The sequence below is a fragment of the Roseixanthobacter pseudopolyaromaticivorans genome, assembly GCF_043195145.2.
Taxonomy (GTDB): Bacteria; Pseudomonadota; Alphaproteobacteria; order Rhizobiales; family Xanthobacteraceae; genus NCEH01.
On record NZ_CM195539.1, the window covers coordinates 3,747,073 to 3,764,507 of the forward strand.

Annotated in this window: 18 protein-coding genes and 1 pseudogene; 6 read left to right on the top strand and 13 right to left on the bottom strand. The window is 68.4% G+C overall.

Annotated features, from left to right (window positions below):
• Window positions 1-26 precede the first annotated feature (26 nt).
• The 4 genes from thiE to V5F68_RS17640 all read right to left on the bottom strand — a co-directional run bounded on the left by thiE (window position 27) and on the right by V5F68_RS17640 (window position 4,939).
• Window positions 27-665 carry a thiamine phosphate synthase gene (thiE, locus tag V5F68_RS17625; RefSeq protein WP_394014303.1) on the bottom strand — a complete coding sequence of 213 codons (639 nt, stop codon included), beginning with the start codon at window positions 663-665 and terminating at the stop codon, window positions 27-29.
• A gap of 150 nt (window positions 666-815) precedes the next feature.
• Entirely contained in the window at window positions 816-2,147 is a 1,332-nt protein-coding gene (gene glcF / locus V5F68_RS17630) for a glycolate oxidase subunit GlcF (protein WP_394014304.1), read from the bottom strand.
• Window positions 2,148-2,208: 61 nt separating this feature from the next.
• Window positions 2,209-3,417 (bottom strand): glycolate oxidase subunit GlcE, encoded by a 1,209-nt coding sequence (glcE, locus tag V5F68_RS17635; protein ID WP_394014305.1) that lies wholly within the window; start codon window positions 3,415-3,417, stop codon window positions 2,209-2,211.
• Between the two features lie 25 nt (window positions 3,418-3,442).
• On the bottom strand, window positions 3,443-4,939 hold the full coding sequence (locus V5F68_RS17640; RefSeq protein ID WP_394014306.1) for an FAD-linked oxidase C-terminal domain-containing protein: 1,497 nt from the start codon (window positions 4,937-4,939) through the stop codon (window positions 3,443-3,445).
• 169 nt (window positions 4,940-5,108) lie between these two features.
• Here V5F68_RS17640 and V5F68_RS17645 point away from each other — a divergent pair, with 169 nt between their 5' ends.
• The 3 genes from V5F68_RS17645 (at window position 5,109) to V5F68_RS17655 (ending at window position 7,190) form a co-directional block, all read left to right on the top strand.
• Window positions 5,109-6,044 (top strand): LysR family transcriptional regulator, encoded by a 936-nt coding sequence (locus V5F68_RS17645; RefSeq protein WP_348844575.1) that lies wholly within the window; start codon window positions 5,109-5,111, stop codon window positions 6,042-6,044.
• 131 nt (window positions 6,045-6,175) lie between these two features.
• A complete protein-coding gene (locus V5F68_RS17650; protein ID WP_394014307.1) occupies window positions 6,176-6,886 on the top strand; it encodes an AzlC family ABC transporter permease in 711 nt (236 codons plus the stop codon).
• Entirely contained in the window at window positions 6,879-7,190 is a 312-nt protein-coding gene (locus V5F68_RS17655) for a branched-chain amino acid transport AzlD family protein (RefSeq protein ID WP_348844134.1), read from the top strand. Before V5F68_RS17650 ends, V5F68_RS17655 begins: the two co-directional genes overlap by 8 nt.
• Here the strand turns inward: V5F68_RS17655 and V5F68_RS17660 are convergent.
• The 8 genes from V5F68_RS17660 to V5F68_RS17695 form a co-directional block, all read right to left on the bottom strand.
• Entirely contained in the window at window positions 7,187-7,636 is a 450-nt protein-coding gene (locus tag V5F68_RS17660; RefSeq protein WP_394014308.1) for a hypothetical protein, read from the bottom strand. The genes V5F68_RS17655 and V5F68_RS17660 overlap by 4 nt on opposite strands.
• Window positions 7,637-7,743: 107 nt before the next feature.
• Window positions 7,744-8,463, bottom strand: a complete 720-nt coding sequence (locus tag V5F68_RS17665; RefSeq protein WP_394014309.1) for a thioesterase domain-containing protein — start codon at window positions 8,461-8,463, stop codon at window positions 7,744-7,746.
• Between the two features lie 159 nt (window positions 8,464-8,622).
• Window positions 8,623-10,212, bottom strand: coding sequence for a hypothetical protein (locus V5F68_RS17670; protein WP_394014310.1), 1,590 nt, complete (start codon window positions 10,210-10,212; stop codon window positions 8,623-8,625).
• Between the two features lie 76 nt (window positions 10,213-10,288).
• Window positions 10,289-10,972, bottom strand: coding sequence for a LutC/YkgG family protein (locus tag V5F68_RS17675; protein WP_394014311.1), 684 nt, complete (start codon window positions 10,970-10,972; stop codon window positions 10,289-10,291).
• The gene (locus V5F68_RS17680; RefSeq protein ID WP_394014312.1) at window positions 10,972-12,438 is read right to left on the bottom strand and encodes a LutB/LldF family L-lactate oxidation iron-sulfur protein; all 1,467 of its coding nucleotides are present in this window, start codon (window positions 12,436-12,438) and stop codon (window positions 10,972-10,974) included. Before V5F68_RS17680 ends, V5F68_RS17675 begins: the two co-directional genes overlap by 1 nt.
• The gene (locus V5F68_RS17685; protein WP_394014313.1) at window positions 12,435-13,259 is read right to left on the bottom strand and encodes a (Fe-S)-binding protein; all 825 of its coding nucleotides are present in this window, start codon (window positions 13,257-13,259) and stop codon (window positions 12,435-12,437) included. The genes V5F68_RS17680 and V5F68_RS17685 overlap by 4 nt, the downstream gene beginning before the upstream one ends.
• Before the next feature lie 261 nt (window positions 13,260-13,520).
• Window positions 13,521-14,147 (bottom strand): pentapeptide repeat-containing protein, encoded by a 627-nt coding sequence (locus tag V5F68_RS17690; protein ID WP_394014314.1) that lies wholly within the window; start codon window positions 14,145-14,147, stop codon window positions 13,521-13,523.
• A 24-nt stretch (window positions 14,148-14,171) separates the two neighbouring features.
• On the bottom strand, window positions 14,172-14,672 hold the full coding sequence (locus tag V5F68_RS17695; protein ID WP_394014315.1) for a L,D-transpeptidase family protein: 501 nt from the start codon (window positions 14,670-14,672) through the stop codon (window positions 14,172-14,174).
• 150 nt (window positions 14,673-14,822) lie between these two features.
• Here V5F68_RS17695 and V5F68_RS17700 point away from each other — a divergent pair, with 150 nt between their 5' ends.
• From V5F68_RS17700 to V5F68_RS17710, 3 genes and pseudogenes are all read left to right on the top strand, one after another.
• Window positions 14,823-15,509 (top strand): response regulator transcription factor, encoded by a 687-nt coding sequence (locus tag V5F68_RS17700; protein ID WP_348844125.1) that lies wholly within the window; start codon window positions 14,823-14,825, stop codon window positions 15,507-15,509.
• Window positions 15,510-15,535: 26 nt separating this feature from the next.
• Window positions 15,536-16,018, top strand: coding sequence for a cyclic nucleotide-binding domain-containing protein (locus tag V5F68_RS17705; RefSeq protein WP_394014316.1), 483 nt, complete (start codon window positions 15,536-15,538; stop codon window positions 16,016-16,018).
• 18 nt (window positions 16,019-16,036) lie between these two features.
• A pseudogene (locus V5F68_RS17710) lies at window positions 16,037-16,450 on the top strand (DUF2267 domain-containing protein); the annotation flags it as partial.
• Window positions 16,451-16,508: 58 nt separating this feature from the next.
• Here V5F68_RS17710 and V5F68_RS17715 read toward each other — a convergent pair.
• A complete protein-coding gene (locus V5F68_RS17715) occupies window positions 16,509-17,333 on the bottom strand; it encodes an exodeoxyribonuclease III (protein WP_394014317.1) in 825 nt (274 codons plus the stop codon).
• Window positions 17,334-17,435 lie beyond the last annotated feature (102 nt).

Sequence of the window (17,435 nt, forward strand, 5' to 3'; positions counted from 1 at the left end):
GAAGCGCGGTCCGGCGGGAAAAATCCTCAGGCGCGGGCGGCGGCGATCACCGCCCGCAAATCGCGAGCGGCCGCCGTGACGTCGGGCGCGCGGCAGAGTGCGGAGACGACGGCGATTCCGTCGGCCCCGGCGCGGATGATATCGGGCGCGATCGCCGCATCGATGCCGCCGATCCCCACCAGCGGCAAGGAGATGAGCTTGCGCAAGGCCGCGAGGCCCGCGACGCCGATGGCCCCGCCGGCATCGCTCTTGGTGCCGGTGGCCTTTACCGGCCCGACGCCGACATAATCCACGCCCGACAGGTCGGAGACCGCGAGTTCCTCCGGCGAGCCGACGGAGAGGCCGAGGATGCGCCCCGCCCCGAGTACGGCGCGCGCGGCGGCGGGGTCGATATCGTCCTGCCCGAGATGCACGCCGTCGGCGTCCGCTGCGAGCGCCACATCCACCCGGTCGTTGATGATGAGGGGAATGCCGTGGGGCGCCAACAGCGCCTTCAGGGCGCGCGCCTGCTCCACAAGCGCCCGGCCCTTCGCCTGCGGGTCGCGCAATTGCACCAGCGTCACGCCCCCCTGCACCGCCTGTTCGACGGTGGCGAGCAGCCCGCGCGCGGCGGTCTGGGCGGGATCTGTGACGAGATAGAGGGAGAGGTCGAACATGGAGGACATGAGGTCTCTCTCGGCTTGAGGCATCCGCGCCGGCGTCCCGGGTGTAGCCCATCGCGCCGTGCGCACATATGCCGGGCGATACGGAAGTCTAAGCGCCGGCAGGGCAAGAGTGCTTCGCTGGGGCGGCAAGAGTGGCGCGCGGGGCGCGGATCAGGCCGCTTTCGCCGCGCCGATGCCCGCCCGCGCCAGCGGCCCGGGTACCGGGCCGCCGGTCGCCCAGTCCAGCAATTCCACCGTGTGCACCACCGGAACCTCGGTGCCGCTGCCGATCTGCGTCATGCAGCCGATATTGCCGGTGGCGATGATCTGCGGCGCCAGCTTCTCCAGATTGGCCACCTTGCGGTCGCGCAGCTGTCCCGCCAGTTGGCTCTGGAGCATGTTGTACGTGCCCGCCGAGCCGCAGCAGATGTGGCTTTCGAACGGCTCGGCCACCTCGAAGCCGACGTGGCGCAGCATCTGCACCGGCGGCCCCTTGATCTTCTGCCCATGCTGGAGCGAGCAGGCGGCATGATAAGCCACCCGATGTTCCATCGGCGCCATGGCGGCTGGCAGATGCAGCGTCGCGGCGAACTGGGAAATATCCATGGCCAGCGTCGAGACCCGCGCTGCCTTCTCCGCATAGGCCGGGTCGAGGCGCAGCATGTAGCCATAATCCTTGATGGTGGTGCCGCAGCCGGAGACGGTCATCAGAATGGCATCCAGCCCCTCGCCCTCGATCTCTGCGGTCCAGGCGTCCACATTGGCGCGGGCCAGCGCCAGCGCCTGCTCCTCTCGGCCCATGTGATGCACCAGCGAGCCGCAGCAGCCCTCGCCCTTCGTGCGCACCACCTCGACCCCGAAGCGGTTGAGCAAGCGCATGGCCGCTTCGTCGATGTCAGGCCGCAGCACCGGCTGGGCGCAGCCGCCGAGCAGTGCCACACGCGCACGGCGCGGACCTAGGGCCGGGAACACGCCGGGCATCTCGCTGTGGGTGGGCCCGTGCGGCAATCCCGGCGCGAGGCGCAGCATGGCCGCCAACGGCCGCAGCGGCTTCACGGCATGAAACAGGGGCGCCAGCGGCTTGGCGATGGCCGCGCCGAGCAGTGCCAGGCGGAAGCGGTTGCGATAGGGCAGCACCGCCGCCAGCAGGGCGCGGTTCACCCGGTCGAAGAACGGGCGCTTGTAGGTCTGCTCGATATGGTCGCGGGCGTGATCCACCAGGTGCATGTAGTGCACGCCCGAGGGACAGGTGGTCATGCAGGAGAGGCAGGAGAGGCAGCGGTCCACGTGCCGGACCACTTCCTCGGTCGCTGGCCGCTCGTTCTCCAGCATCTCCTTGATGAGGTAGATGCGCCCGCGCGGGCTGTCGAGCTCATCGCCCAGCAGCACGTAGGTGGGGCACGTGGCGGTGCAGAAACCGCAATGGACGCAGGTCCGCAGGATCTTGTCCGCTTCCACGATGTGCGGATCGGCGAGCTGCGCGAGGGAGAAATTGGTCTGCATGGGTCAGCAATCGCCCGCGCTATGGAAAGGACAGAGGCCGGTCATCGAAAGGGGACGCATCTCATGCCCCCGCATACATGCGGCCGGGATTGAGCAGGCCCTTGGGATCGAAGCTCGCCTTCACCCGTTGGCTGAGCGCGGCGTGGGCGGTTTCCAGCGGCTGGAAGACGGCGCCCGCGCGCTGCGCCGCATCGGCCCGCACCAGGGTCGCATGACCGCCGTGAGGCGCGAGGCGCGCGCGCACGGCATCCGCCTGGGGCAGCGCGTCGGGCATCTGCACCCAGACGAGCCCGCCCGCCCAATCGCAGAACGCCTCGGCGTTCAGCGCTGTCGCGAGCTCGGCGGCGAGATGCGGCCCGGCCATGGGGGTTGTGGAAATGCGCCACACCGCCCGCTCCCGCGTCTGCGCGAACGGCAGCACGTCGCGCACGCCGGCCCAGAGCGCGGCAGACGCGTCGGCCTCGAGCACTTCCACCCCGCCGAACGGCATCAGCACGCGGATCAGCATCGCGCGGCGCGCCTTCACCGAGGGTTCGAACCCTTCCAGCCGCAGGGCCACCACGGAGCGGTCGGTTTCAAGCTGCGGCAGGCGGGGCGCCAGGGCGGCGGGAATGGCGGCCGCCGCCGAAACCTCGCAGGACGAGCCCATGGCGGCGCTCATGGCGCGCGCGCTCGAATCCGCGTCGAGGCCGAACACGATCAGCGTTTCCTGCGTCGGCGGGCGGGGAATGACCTTCAGTGTCACTTCGCTGAGTACGCCGAGCGTGCCGTAGGAGCCGGCGAGCAGGCGCGGCAGGTCGTAGCCGGTGACGTTCTTCACCACCCGGCCGCCGGATTTGAACACCTCACCCCGCCCGGAGACCGCGCGCGCGCCGAGCGCATGGTCGCGCGCCGCGCCGTGGCTGATGCGCCGGGGGCCGGAGAGGTTGCAGGCGAACACGCCGCCGATGCTTCCCGCGCCGGCGGGGCCGCCGAGCAGCGGGCCGTAATCGATGGGCTCGAACGCCATCATCTGCCCGTTCTCGGACAGCATGGCCTCGATCTGCGCCACCGGCGTGCCGGCGCGGGCGGAGAGCACCAGTTCGCCCGGCTCATAGAGGGTGACGCCCCGCACCTCGGACACGTCAAGCGTGCGGTCGGTCTGGCTCGCCCGGCCGAGCCCGCGCTTTGAGCCGTGGCCAACCACCTCCAGCGTCTTGTTCTCGCCGAGCGCCGCGACCACCGCCTCGGCGATCTGCGCCTCGTCCTGGACTTTCACGATATCGGACATGCGGATTCCTGGCCTTAACGGCCGCTCAGAAACGGGGAATGTCGGGGAACGGCACCTGGCCCTGGCTCACATGCATGCGGCCGAGCTCGGCGCAGCGCTGGAGCGTGGGGAACACCTTTCCGGGATTGAGCAGGTTCTGGTCGTCGAAGGCGCATTTCAGGCGCTGCTGATGGGCGAGGTCCACCTCGTTGAACATGGTGGGCATGAGATCGCGCTTTTCCACGCCCACGCCATGCTCGCCGGTGAGCACGCCGCCCACCTCCACGCACAGGCGCAGGATGTCGGACCCAAAGGCTTCCGCCGCATCCAATTCGCCCGGCTTGTTCGCATCATAAAGGATGAGCGGGTGCAGATTGCCGTCGCCGGCGTGGAACACGTTCGCCACCCGCAGGCCGTATTGCGCCGACATCTCCCGCATGCGCGAGAGCACGAGGGGCAATTGCCGGCGCGGAATGGTGCCGTCCATGCACAGATAGTCCGGCGAGAGCCGCCCCACCGCCGGGAACGCCGCCTTACGCCCGGCCCAGAAGCCGAGCCGCTCGTCCTCGGTTTGCGAGACGCGCAGGGTGGAGGCGTTGCAGCCCTTGGCGATGGCGGCGACCTCCTCCAGCAGATGCGCGCACTCCGCCTCCGGCCCGTCCAGCTCGACGATCAGCAGGGCTTCCACATCCAGGGGATAGCCCACGTTCACGAAGGCTTCCGCAGCGGCGATGGCGTCGCGGTCCATCATCTCGATGCCGCCGGGAATGATGCCGGCGCTTATGATGCGCGCCACGCACTCGCCCGCGTCCTCGGAGGTGGGAAAGCCCACCAGCACCGCGCGCGCCGTATCCGGCTTCTTCAGCAGCCGCACCGTGACCTCGGTGACGACGCCGAGCAACCCCTCGGAGCCGACGATGACGCCGAGCAGGTCCAGCGCGCCGGGATCGAGATGCTTGCCGCCCAGCCGCACGATCTCGCCGGTGATGAGCACCAGCTCGACGCCCAGCACATTGTTGGTGGTGAGGCCGTATTTCAGGCAATGCACGCCGCCGGAATTCTCGCCCACATTGCCGCCGATGGTGCAGGCGATCTGCGAGGACGGGTCGGGCGCGTAATAGAAGCCCTCGTGTTCCACGGCGCGGGTGATGCCGAGATTGGTCACGCCCGGCTGCACCACGGCGCAGCGGTTGGGAAAATCAATCTCCAGCACCTTGTTGAACTTGCCCATGGCGAGCAGAACGCCATCCTGAAGCGGCAGCGCGCCGCCGGACAGCGAGGTGCCCGCCCCGCGCGGCACCACGCGGACATTGTTCTCGTGGCAATATTTCAGCACGCGCGCCACCTGCTCGGTCGTGCTGGGCAGCACCACAACCAGGGGCAATTGCTTATAGGCGGTCACCCCGTCGGATTCGTAGGGGCGCATTTCCTTTTCGTGCGCGATCACGCCTTCGCCGGGCACGATGGCCCGCAGATCGGCGATGATCTTCTCGCGATTGGCGAGGGTCGTCTCATCCGCTGCCGGAAGCCTGAGGCTCGTCATTGCGGCATCCTTGAACCGTTTCCTTTTTTTACCACTATAATCGGTTTGCAGAGAAAAGCGGTCGCGGATTATTTCCGTTGCGGCTAAAATGAAATCAGCAATGGAAACAATACGCCGCCCCTCCAGCCGCCTCGGTCAGACCCGCCGACCCACGGCCGAATCCCGGCCCATGATTGGCAATCTCGGGGATCTGGAGATCTTCGCCCGCATCGTCACCGCGGGCAGCCTCTCCGCCGCCGGGCGGGAGCTTGGCCTCTCCCCGCCCGTGGTCTCCAAGCGCGTGCAGCGCCTGGAGGATAGGCTGGGCGCGCGCCTGTTCCAGCGCACCACGCGCAAGGTGACGCTGACCGAGGCCGGCCAGGGCTTCTATGAACGGGTGGTGGCGATCCTCGCCTCCATCGAGGAGGCGGAGACGCAATTGTCCCGCCGCTCCACCGAGGCGCGCGGCCTGCTGCGGGTGTCGGCGCCCACCTCGTTCGGCCGCCTGCACATCGCCCCCCATCTCGGCCCGCTGCTGTCCGCCAATCCCGATCTCACCATCGATCTCGAACTCTCCGATGCCTTCGTGGACATTGTGGGCGACGGCTTCGACATCGCGGTGCGCATTGCCGATCTCAACGATTCCAGCCTGGTCGCCCGCCGCCTCGCGCCGGTGCACCGGGTGCTGTGCGCGAGCCCGGCCTATCTGGCGAGCGCCGGCGTGCCGGAAAGCTTTGCCGACCTTGCCGATCACACGCTGCTCGCCACTCATGGGCAGGATCCCTGGCGGCTGGAGGGGCCGGACGGGCCGGTGACGCAGCGCGTCTATTCGCCCCTGCGCACCAATTCCAACGAGGTGGTGCGCGAGGCCGTGCTGGCCGGAGTGGGCATCGCGCTGCGCTCGACCTGGGACGTGGGGCCGGAGCTGCGCAGCGGCGCATTGCAGGTGGTGCTGCGCGATTTCCACGCCTCCCACCGCGTCGGCGTGTTCGCGGTCTATCCGAGCCGCCGGTTCCTGCCGCAGAAGGTGCGGGTATTCATCGACCATCTCGCCGGGCTCTACGGCTCCGTCCCCCCGTGGGACGAAGGGCTGGAGCAGGTGCTCGCGCCCTCGCAGGCGGCGTGAGCGATCGCAGCCGCTGCGCGCCGGAGGCTCTCGGGCGCCTGCATAGCTGACGCAACGCGCATGCCGAAATCGGGTTGGTGCGTTCCCTGGCGTTCGGCATAAGAGATTCATGCTCCACGCCGCCGCGATTCATGACTGATCCCCGCCCTTCCCCGGTTCGCATCACCTCGGCCGGCGTGCACATGGGCATCGATGCCATGTGGCCGCTGATGCCGGGCATCGCCGTGTTCGGCGCCGCCTTCGGCGCGGCGGCGGCCCAGAAGGGATTTTCCGCCGCCGAAACCGCGCTTTCTAGCGGTCTCGTCTTCGCGGGCCTCGCGCAGATGGTCGCCCTGGAAGGCTGGACCCACAGCTGGACCCCGGCGAGCCTGCTGGCGCTGGCGATGCTCACCTTCACCGTTAACATGCGCCATTTCCTCATGGCTGCATCCATGCGCCCCTGGCTGGGGCAGCTTCCCGGATGGCAGGCCTATGGCTCGCTGCTGTTCCTGGCCGACAACAATTGGGCCGCGGCCATGCGCTATCACGCCCACGGCGGCAACGACGTGGGCTATTTCGTCGGCTCGGGGCTGATCACCTGGGTGGTGTGGCTCGCCTCCACGGTAGCGGGGCAGATGATCGGCGGCGGCATTCCCGATCCCAAGGCGTTCGCCATCGATCTCGTGGTGCCCGCCTTCTTCATCGCCATGCTGGTGCCGAACTGGAAGGGACGCCGGGAAGCGATCAGCTGGGGGGTCGCCGCTTTGGTATCGGTGGGCGCGTCCTATCTGGTGCCGGGGTGGTGGTTCATCGTCATCGGCGCGGTGGCCGGCGCGCTCGCGGGCGGCTTCGCCGATGAATAGCCTGCTCGATCCCGGCACCGTGCTCGCCATCTGCGTGATGGCGGCCACCACCATGTTCAACCGCACCGCCGGCTTCTTCCTGATGCGGCTGGTGCCGGTGACGCCGCGCGTGCGCAAGATCCTCGATTCGCTGCCCGGCGCGGTGCTGGTGGCGATCGTCGCGCCCGCCGCCGTCCATGGCGACGCGGCCATGGCCGCCGGCCTCGTCGTCGCCTTCATCGTCACCAAGCTGACCCACAGCGACTTCTTCGCCGTGCTTGCCGCCGTGGTGGTGGGGGCGGCGGTGCGTTATTTCGGGCTCTAGAACAGGCGCCGCAGCACCATCGCCAGCCCGCAGGCGCAGGAAAAGCCCAGGCCCGCCCAGCCGAGCGCGGCAGGCGGCGGGGTCAGGTCGAGGACGCTGTCGTCGGCGAGCTTGGGATTGACGCTCACCTCGACGATGCCGGCCTTCGAGAGGCGCGCGTGCAGCACCGCGGCATCGGCGAACAGCAACACCGGCCAATCCAGAAGGCGGACACGGCTGCCGATCAGCGTGCGCCCGTCGATCTCATATTGGTAGCGCAGGCCGGAACCGAGCGTGCCAAAGGCCCGCAACGGCGCGGGCGGGCGGGTGATGATGCCGGGAACGATACGCCAGTCGGTGGCCTTGAGCGCCTTGCTCCGGGCGCCGAACGCGACGATGGCGAACACGAGCCCGCACAGCACGCCCACCGAGAGCAAATAGGCGAGAAGCCGGCCGGCAAGCTCCATGGGGGTGCCTCATGCTCCGTCGCGACACGCGCTGCCGCCGGAGGCGATGCCATGCGGCACGTTCACTGCGGCAAGTTCATTGCGCCATCGTATGCGCGCGAAGGCCTTCAGTGCGCAAGCTGGGGCGCGGTCGCCACGGCCGATTCGGCCCGGTCGGATGTCACCGGCGCGGCGATGGACGGGGCGGGAACCACGCTCGGCGCCGGCTGGCTGGGCGCGGCCGGCTTGGGCTTGGGCCGCACGGCCAGCGCCTGGATCATCTTGATGACCTCGGCATGCAGGGTCGGCGACTTCTCGATGTTGAAATGGTCGAGGGTCGCGGCGCCGTCGAGATTGCGATTGGCGAGCGCGCCTTTGAAGCCGGGGCCGATGGCCAGGCTCTTACCGAAACCGTTGTTGGTCTGGAAATAATTGACGAAGCGCCCGCCGGTATTGGCCACCGCCGTCACGCCCACCGGGTCGAAGGTGACCACGAGACGCGGCGGCACGCCGAGCTGGGTCATGCGTTCCGCCATCTCGATGGCGGCATCGGCGCCGAGCGAGTGACCGATGATGACCACCGGGCCCTTGCGGTGGGCCTTCGACCAGGCCACCGCATCTTCGGCGAGCTGCGGCCACTGGCCGTATTCATACACCGTGGCGGAAATGCCCTTGGCCTGCAGCTTCCCGGCCAGATCGTCCATGCCATAGGAGAAGACGTTGGCGAGGCCGCGCATCAGGTAGACGCGAACATTGTCGTTTTGCGCGTGCGCCGGAACGAGGGCGGTGGAGATCAGCACGCAGAACGCAGCGAGGAGCGACAGCACAAACCGCGAGCGAGACGTCATGGGGTCACCGTCAATTTTCTATCGTGTTCTGCCCAACATTCCCGGCGCGAGCAACGGAGCAGGTGTCGCCGGGTGGCACAATTTTGTCACGATCGAGGCGGTTTCCCCGGCTGCGTTGCGCGATTGCATCAGTCTGGCGGCGGCCGGCGCCCCGTGACGCTACGTCGGCGTGGAGATCGGGGCGGGTGCAACCACCGCGTCGGAGGGCGCCTCCGCCCGTTTCGGCCCGCGCCTCAGGAGGCCGACCGAGAGGCCGCCGAGGAAATAGAGGGCGACGCCCGCAAAGCCGATATAGGGCCCGGCCACGGGCAGCCAGGTGCGCAACTCCCACGCCACCGGCGCGAACATGCCGCCGGAACTCAGGCGCGCCTGCATAGCGGCCCGGCCTGCGGGGTCATCCAGCAGCTCTGGTGCAAGAATGCCGCGGATCTCCGGCATGTTGAGGATGGCCGCCAGCCGATCCGCGTTCGGGTACGGCACCTGAAGGAAGGGCTTGTCCTTGAGATGGGCGATGTCGCCGGTGGCGAGATACTGGCGCACATTCTCGACCTGGATCTTGCCGGTCTGCGCCCGGATCATGAGACCGGCCGGCATCGCGGTCATGGCCTGATAGCCGACGCCCATGGCAATGACGAGCAACCAGGCGGCAGCAAAGGCCAGCCCCGGCGGACGCCGGACCGCGGCGTTCGCGCGCTCCTTCAGCAAAGTGGCCAAGGCGATGAAATTGGTCATCAAGAGGATGTTGATGAGGTCGAAATAGCGCGACCCCAAGACCGCCGGGGCCCGTCCATAGGCCAGCGAGAGCTCCTGCATGCCGATCCAGCCGGCGACGCCGATGCACAGCCACGCCGGATCGCTCAGCGGGCGGCGCTCCTGCACCACGCGCACCGTGAACCACACCATCGGCGCGTGGACCAGGAACGGAGCCAGCGGCACCGACGGCAGGGGCCAGCTGGTGATCTCCTGGAGGGCACGGAAAAATTGCCCGATCGAATGGGCTTTCAGCGGCTCGTGGTAGGGAAGCTGCGGCACCAGCGCGAGCAGCACGGCGCCGGACACGAACAGAACCGCCGCCCCGCCCCATTCGCGCACGCCTTTGCGGCTGCCGGTCGCGGCCTGCGCCGCCGTGATGATGGCCGCGATCACCAGTGTGCAGCCGCCGGCGCTCATCGAGAAATACGCGAGGATCGAGAACAGCATGCCGAGACCCCAGCGCAGGTCGAAGGCCTGCGCCACGCAAAACAAGGCAAGGCTGATGATCGAGAACAGCAGGACGAAATAGAATTGGGATTGAAAGCCGGCCAGCACGTTTTCCCAGGCGAACGGGATCGAGATCAGCAGCGCGACAAACCCCGTCAGCGCGAAGGCGGCGGTGCAACTGACCATGCGCCGCAGGAGCACCATCAAGGTCACCACGCAGGCGACGTGGAGAACCACATTGACGCACATTTGCAGGATCGGGTCCCACCGCCCTGAGAATTCCAGGAGGACGAGGCCGAGCAGGCGCGTCATCAGGATGCGGTGCTCGTTATGGGCCGCGATGAGATTGGTCAGCGGCACATGGCCCTGAAGATAGGGCTGGTAGATTTGCCCGCCTTCCGCATCCCACTGGTCCCAGAAGGGCACCGGCGAACCATAGAAGTGGATCAGCGTCAGCTTGGCGCCCATGATGACCAGCACGCAGGCCAGAAGCGCCAGCCACCAGCGAGGGCCTTCGGGATAATCCTGCGTTGCGTCAAGCCCTTGCATGGTCGCACTCTTCCCCCGCGTCACGCGTTCGCCCGCTGTCCGAGATGCCAGCTTTGCACCGGCGCGGCACGAAATGTCAAAGCGCGGCGCCCACCAGAAGCACATGCAGGCTGCGCGGCCCGTGGGCGCCCAGCAGCAAGGTCTGCTCGATATCCGCCGAGCGCGAGGGGCCGGTGATCCAATTGACCGTGCGCGGCATGACGCCCGCCCCGTAGGCGGCGCGGATGCGTGACCACACGGTCTCGTAATCGCCCGCCACATCGGCGGCGTCGACCACCACCAGGTGGTGATCGGGCAGCAGGTTCAGTGTGCTCGGATTTTCCGGCCCGGAGAGCATGACCACCGTGCCCGATTCGGCGATCCCGGCGAAGGCGTGGGACAGCCCGGCCAGCTGGCGCCCGTCGGACGGGCCGATCCAGACGTCGAGATTGGGGGCGCTGTCCCATGGCAGGTTCGCGAGCCGCGGGTCGGCGCCGCGCAGGATGGTGGGCGGCAGGTTGCGTTCACGCAGATAGCGCGCCACCGCCTCCGGCACGTCGGCGGCGCTCGGCAGGTGGTCGAGCGTCCCGTCGGCGGCGCGGACCATGTCCTTGAACAGGTCGATCTGCTGCGCCGGGGGCAGGTCGGCGCGGGCGGGGATGACGCCGCGCGGGTGCCCGGCGATGCGGTCGGCCACTTCCCGCAGGCGGGGCGCTTCCTTGCCGGTGGTGCCGAGGGCGCGCCGCACGGAGGCGAAGACGGTGTCGCGCGAGGATGTCATCAGCGGCCGCCTCCGCGCTGGGTCTGAGTTTGTGCCTGGGCTTGAGCCTGCCGGCGTGCCTGCCACTGGGCCTGGAAGGTATCGCCCTGGGGGGTGGGGAAATCGCGATATTTGGTCCAGCCACCGGCGAGCGGCAGGGCGGCGAACCGCCCCTTGGCCCGGCCGAGCAGCGAGAGCGCGCCCATGGCGAGCCGCGTCGCCGGCCGGTAGAGCCAGCCGCGCCGGGCGAAGAAGGCCCAGGCCGCAAGGCCGTAGCGCTGCGGCGCCGGGGTCAGGTGGCGTTCGAACTCCTTCTCGCGCCAATTGCGCATCAGCTTCGGCAGCGGGATGCGCACCGGGCACACCTGTTCGCAGCGTCCGCAGAAGGTGGAGGCATTGGGCAGGTTCGCGCCCTTCTCGATGCCGACCAGCGACGGCGTGAGCACCGCGCCCATGGGGCCGGGATAGACCCACCCATACGAATGGCCGCCGACGGCCTGATAGACCGGGCAATGATTCATGCAGGCGCCGCAGCGGATGCAGCGGAGCATCTCGCGAAACTGGCCCGCCAGCATGCCCGAGCGGCCGTTGTCGACGATCACGACATGATAGGCCTGCGGCCCGTCCACGTCGCCGGGACGGCGTGGTCCGGTGGAAAAGGTGGTGTAGACGCTCATCTCCTGCCCGGTGGCCGAGCGCGCGAGCACGCGCAGCAGCTGGCTCACGTCCTCCAGCGTCGGCACCAGCTTTTCCAGCGAGGCCAGCACGATGTGGGTCTTCGGCAGGGTCTGGGTGAGGTCGCCATTGCCCTCGTTGGTGACGATGATCGAAGTGCCGGTCTCCGCCACCAGAAAATTGGCGCCGGTGATGCCGACGTCGGCCACCAGGAATTTCTGCCGCAAAGCGGTGCGCGCCTCGGCGAGCAGCGAGGTGGGCTCGGAGAGATTGCGCTCGGGCGGCAGCTCGGTGTGGACGCGGCGGAAGTCCGCCTCGATCTGATCCTTGTTGAGGTGGATGGCCGGCGCGATGATGTGGGAGGGCGCCTCGCCGCGGATCTGGATCAGATATTCCCCGAGGTCGGTCTCCACCGGCTGGATGCCCGCCGCCTCCAGATGGGCGTTGAGGCCGATCTCCTCGGAGACCATGCTCTTGCCTTTGGTGACCGTCCTGGCGCCGGCATCGCGGCAGATGCGGGTCACGATGTCCCGCGCCTCGGCGGCATCCACGGCGAAATGCACGTGCCCGCCGGCGGCGATCACCTGCTGCTCGTAGCGCTCCAGATACAGATCGAGATGGGCGAGCGTGTGGTTCTTGATGTCGCGCGCGCTGTCGCGCAGCGCCTCGAATTCCGGGAGCTTCGCGGCGGCGGCGGAGCGCCGGCCGATGAAGCTCGGCCCGACCTTGGCGAGCGCCTGCTGCAAGGGCGCATCGGCGAGCGCCGCGCGGGCGTTGGCCTTGAACTGGGGCGAGGTGATCTGGACGCTCATGCTCCCGCCCCCTGCTTGCCGAGGCCTTGCTGGCGCGCGTCATCCTTGCGCGCGGGCTCGCCGATGGCGGGTTCCCCGCCCTGCCCGGCCAGCACTTCCGCCACATGGCGCACCTTGATGTCGCGGCCCATGCGCTGGAGCTTTCCGGCCATGTTCATGAGGCAGCCGAGATCGCCCGCCAGCAGCGTATCCGCGTGGCTGGCGACGATGTTGGCGGCTTTTTTCTCGACGATCGCGTTGGAAACGTCGGGATATTTCACGCAGAACGTCCCGCCGAAGCCGCAGCACACATCGCTATCGGCCATCTCGGTCAGTTCCAGCCCCTCCACGGACGCGAGAAGGGTGCGCGGCTGGGCCTGGATGCCCAATTCCCGCAGCCCCGAGCAACTGTCGTGATAGGTGACGGTGCCGTCATAGGCGGCGGCGACGTGCGTCATGCCGCGTACGTCCACGAGGAACGAGACCAGCTCGTAAACCTTGTCGCAGAAGCGCGCGATGCGGGGCATCCAGTCCGGCTCGCCGACGAACAGCTCGGGATAATGGGTCTTGATCATGCCAGCGCAGGAGCCGGAGGGCACCACCACGAAATCGAAGGTCTCGAACGCCGCCACCATCTGCTCGGCCAAGGCGCGGGTGGTGACGCGGTCGCCGGAATTGAACGCGGGCTGGCCGCAGCAGGTCTGGCGCGGCACGCTGACATCGCAGCCGGCCTGTTCGATCAGCTGCGCGGCCGCGAACCCCACGGACGGGCGGATCGTATCCACCAGGCAGGTGGCGAACAGCCCGACCGAGACGGGACGCTTCTGAGAGGATGCAGTCATTTGCCCTGAGATCATTCCAGGTGGCGTGCGCGGCGCACCCGCCGAAGACCGGCGCAAGCGTCACACATGGGGACCGACGAGTGGGAACCGGCGATGGAACCGATACTTGCTTCTATCTGCTTCGGCCGCTGTGGGGAGAGCGCCCGCGCCGCATTGTCATAACACCGGACCCTCATGAAACAAAAGCAGCGCAACCCATGCGACGGGCGCCATAATATCGCAATCTGCGCGAAGGGGGACGCGATGGGGCGCCGCGACGGTTCAGGCGACCCTCAGCCCGAGCCCGCTGAGCAACGCCGCCGCCTGCTGGCGGGAGATGATCGCCCCCTTGAAGCGCGTCGCATCCACGAGCCGCAGCGCGCCGAGGTCGGCGCCGCGCAGATCCGCCCCCTCGAAGCGCGCGTCGGTCACGTTCGCGTCGCGCAGATTGCAGTCCTGGAAGACCGCCTCGCGGAAATCCGCCTCGGTCAGGTCGGCACCGGCGAAATCCAGCTGGTCGAGCCGGGCGCGGCGGAACGACAGGCCGTGCAGCGCCGCGCTCACCAGAAGGCAGCGCTCGAAGGCAAGGCCAAGGGTCCGCGCGCCGTGGATCTGAACCCCGGTCATCTTGCAATCGGCGAACACGGTCGCCGACAAGGTGGTGCCGCGGCAGAGGGCATTGTTGAGATCGCAGCCGGAAAAGCGCGCTTCCGTGAGGTCGGCGGCGGAGAAATCGGCGCGCCCGCCCCGGCAGCGGGCGAATTCGCATCCGCCGAGATCGAGTCCGCGCAGGTCCGCGCCGGCGAAAATCCAGCCGGCGAAGCGCACCGGCGCGCCATGCGCACGCAACACCGCCTCGACCGCCGCGCGGTCGGCGACGCCCTCCGGCGCCGGGACTTCCTCAAGCATGCACGCGTCTTTCCCGCCTGTTCGTCAGCGCACGATCAGCCGCGCCCCCGGCCTCAGACGCGCCGCGAGCCGGCGCAGATCGCGCGGCGCAAGGGCGACGCACCCCTCCGTCGGCGTGAAGCCGGGGCGCGCCGCATGGATGAAAACCGCCGATCCCCGCCCCTTCACACGCGGACGTGTATTGTGGTCCAGCACCAGCACAAGGTCATAGAGCGCATCCTCGCGCGCCATGCGTTCGTGCGAGACGGGAATCGGGAGGTGCACGGGGCGATTGTAGCGGCGGTCTTGCGGATCGTCACACCAGCCGTCGGATGCGGCGATGGGCTTGGCTGGAAGGCGGGTAACCGGGCGCGGCCCGCGGTCGGGACGGTAGAGCACGCGCTCGATACGCCAGCGGCCGGCCGGGGTTCGCCCGTCGCCCTCGCGCTTGTCGAAGCCGATTCCGCCGCGCCCCAAGGCCACGGGAATCGCCCGTCCCGCCACCTGCAGGATGCCCCGATGACGGGTGCCGGGCAGGTGACGCACGGTGATTTTCCCGATCCCCACAGGAACTTGCACGAATACACCTCACCATAATACCAGTTTTCAACATTCTTTCGCGGGCAAATTTGCAGGATCGCCGCAGCATGATGTACTTGCGCGATTCGCGTTCCCGCAAGGGTAACGGAGGTTTTGATGGCCAATGCGTGGAAAATCCTGGTGGTCGAGGACGACCCGGAGCTGCGCGAAGCCCTGATCGAGCAGCTCGCGCTTCAGGACGAGTTCGAACCCGTGCCGGCGGAGACCGCCCAGGACGCCATTGAGGCGGCCCGGAACGGTGCTGTCGATCTCGTCATCATGGACGTGGGCCTGCCCGACATGGACGGGCGCGACGCCGTACGGCAAATGCGCAAGAATGGGTTCAAGGCGCCCGTCATCATGCTCACCGGGCATGATACGGACAGCGACACCATTCTCGGCCTGGAAGCCGGCGCCAACGACTATATCGCCAAGCCGTTCCGCTTCGCGGTGCTGCTCGCCCGCCTGCGCGCCCAGATGCGCAGCCACGAGGCGAGCGAGGACGCGGTGTTCGCCATCGGCCCCTACAGCTTCCGCCCGGGCGCGAAGATGCTGGTGACCGACCGCGGCTCCAAGATCCGCCTGACGGAGAAGGAAACCGCGATCCTGCGCTATCTCTACCGCGCCGGAAAATCGCCGGTGGCGCGCGAGACGCTGCTGCAGGAAGTGTGGGGCTATAATTCCGGCGTCACCACCCACACGCTGGAAACCCACATCTACCGCCTGCGCCAGAAGATCGAGCCCGATCCCTCCGCCCCCACCCTGCTGGCGACCCAGGCCGGCGGCTACAAGCTGGTGCCCTGAGCCATGGCCGTCGCGGGGTGCCGAAAGTGAGCCTCGAACAGGACGTCGCCCTCCTTCAGGACGTCCCCACCTTCGACATGCTCACGCCCGATGCCCTGCGCACGCTCGCCATCAGCGCCGACCAGTTGCGCCTTTCCGCCGGCGACATCCTGTTCCGGCAAGGCGATACGGCGGATGCCGGCTATGTGCTGACCTCCGGCCGCCTGGAGATGGTGGAAGAAAAGGCGCCGCGCGCCCGCGTGCTGTGCGAGGTGCTGGCCGGCGCGCTGGTGGGCGAGAGCGCCCTCATCATCGCCCTGCCCCGCCCGGCCACGGCGCGGGCGCTCGAAGCCTCGACCCTGCTGCGCATTCCCCGCGCCACCTTCCTGCGTGTGCTGGAGGGCTTCCCGGACGCGGCCGTGCAATTGCGCGCGTTATTCGCCGGCCGGCTGGAAGCGACGCTGGGCGCGCTCGACACCCTGCGCCGGGAAAAGCTGGAGCCGCCCATGCGTCCGGTGCGGCGCCGGTAGGAGAGGCGGGACCGTCCCGTGCCCATTCCCCTGGAGTTGCAGCACACCTCGGAGGATTTCGAGCGTTTCCTCGCCGATGCGCGCGACGGCGCGGGCCTTGCGACCCGCAACCAGACCTACACCATGGTGGAAGGCGTGCTGCGCACTTTTCGCCGCCGCCTCTCGCCCGCCGAGGCGATCCGCTTCGCCCAGGTGCTCCCGCCCGTGCTGCGGGCGATCTTCGTCTCGGACTGGGACCTCGCCCTGGCGCCTCTGCCCTTCGGGGACCGCGCCAGTCTCACCCGCGAGGTCCAGGGCCTGCGCCAGCATCACAATTTCGCGCCGAAAACCTGCATCGCGGACGTGGCCGCCGCCATGCGCCGCGCCTGCGATCCCTCAGCCTTCGATGCGGTTCTGGAAACCCTTCCGCCCGGCGCCGTGGATTTCTGGCGCGGGCCCGCCGCCGACCCTTCCCCCCGCTGCCCACGCGGAGAGGTGAGGAAAACCGGACTTAGATGTCGAACGTCACCGCCACCGGCACATGGTCGGAGGGCCGCTCCCAGCTGCGCGCCTCGCGCAGCACGGTCATGGCGCTGGCGTGGGGTGCAAGGCCGGGGCTGGTCCACACGTGATCGAGCCGCCGGCCGCGATCGTTCACGGTCCAGTCGGGCGAGCGATAGCTCCACCAGGTGAACAACTTGTCCTGCGGCGGCACGAAGCGGCGCATCACGTCCACCCACGGGCCGGAGGCCTGGAGCTTCGCGAACCGCTCCACCTCCACCGGGGTATGGCTGACCACGCCGAGCAATTGCTTGTGGTTCCACACGTCGGTTTCCAGCGGGGCGATGTTGAGGTCGCCCACCAGAACCGCGTGGCTCTCGCGCGCATTCACCTGCTGCGGCAGGCGCTCCCAGGCGGTGAGCTCGTCGAGAAACGCCAGCTTGTGGGCGAATTTCTCGTTCAGCTCCGGGTCGGGAATATCCCCGCCCGCCGGCACGTAGAAATTATGCACCGTGACCGGCGCGGAAAGCCCGGCGGAGGCGCCGAGCGTCACGGCGATGTGCCGGGCATCGCCCTTGGCGCAGAATTCCTGGCGCTCGATGGCCTCGAACGGTAGCCGCGAGAGGGTCGCGACCCCATGCCAGCCCTTCTGCCCGTTGAGCGCGATATGGGGAAAGCCGAGGTCGCGCACCGCCGCGAGCGGGAATTTATCGTCCTGGCACTTGGTTTCCTGCAGGCACAGGACGTCCGGCTTCAGGCGCTCCACCATTGCCTTGACCAGATCGAGGCGGATGCGGATCGAATTGATGTTCCAGGTGCAGACGGTGAGGGACACGGAGGTCTCGGCGCTCGTTCGGCGGGAGCGCGAGACCTAGACCCTCGGCGGGCAGACTGGCAAGGGCTGGAACGGCGGAAAGACAGCGTCGGCGGGCGCCGG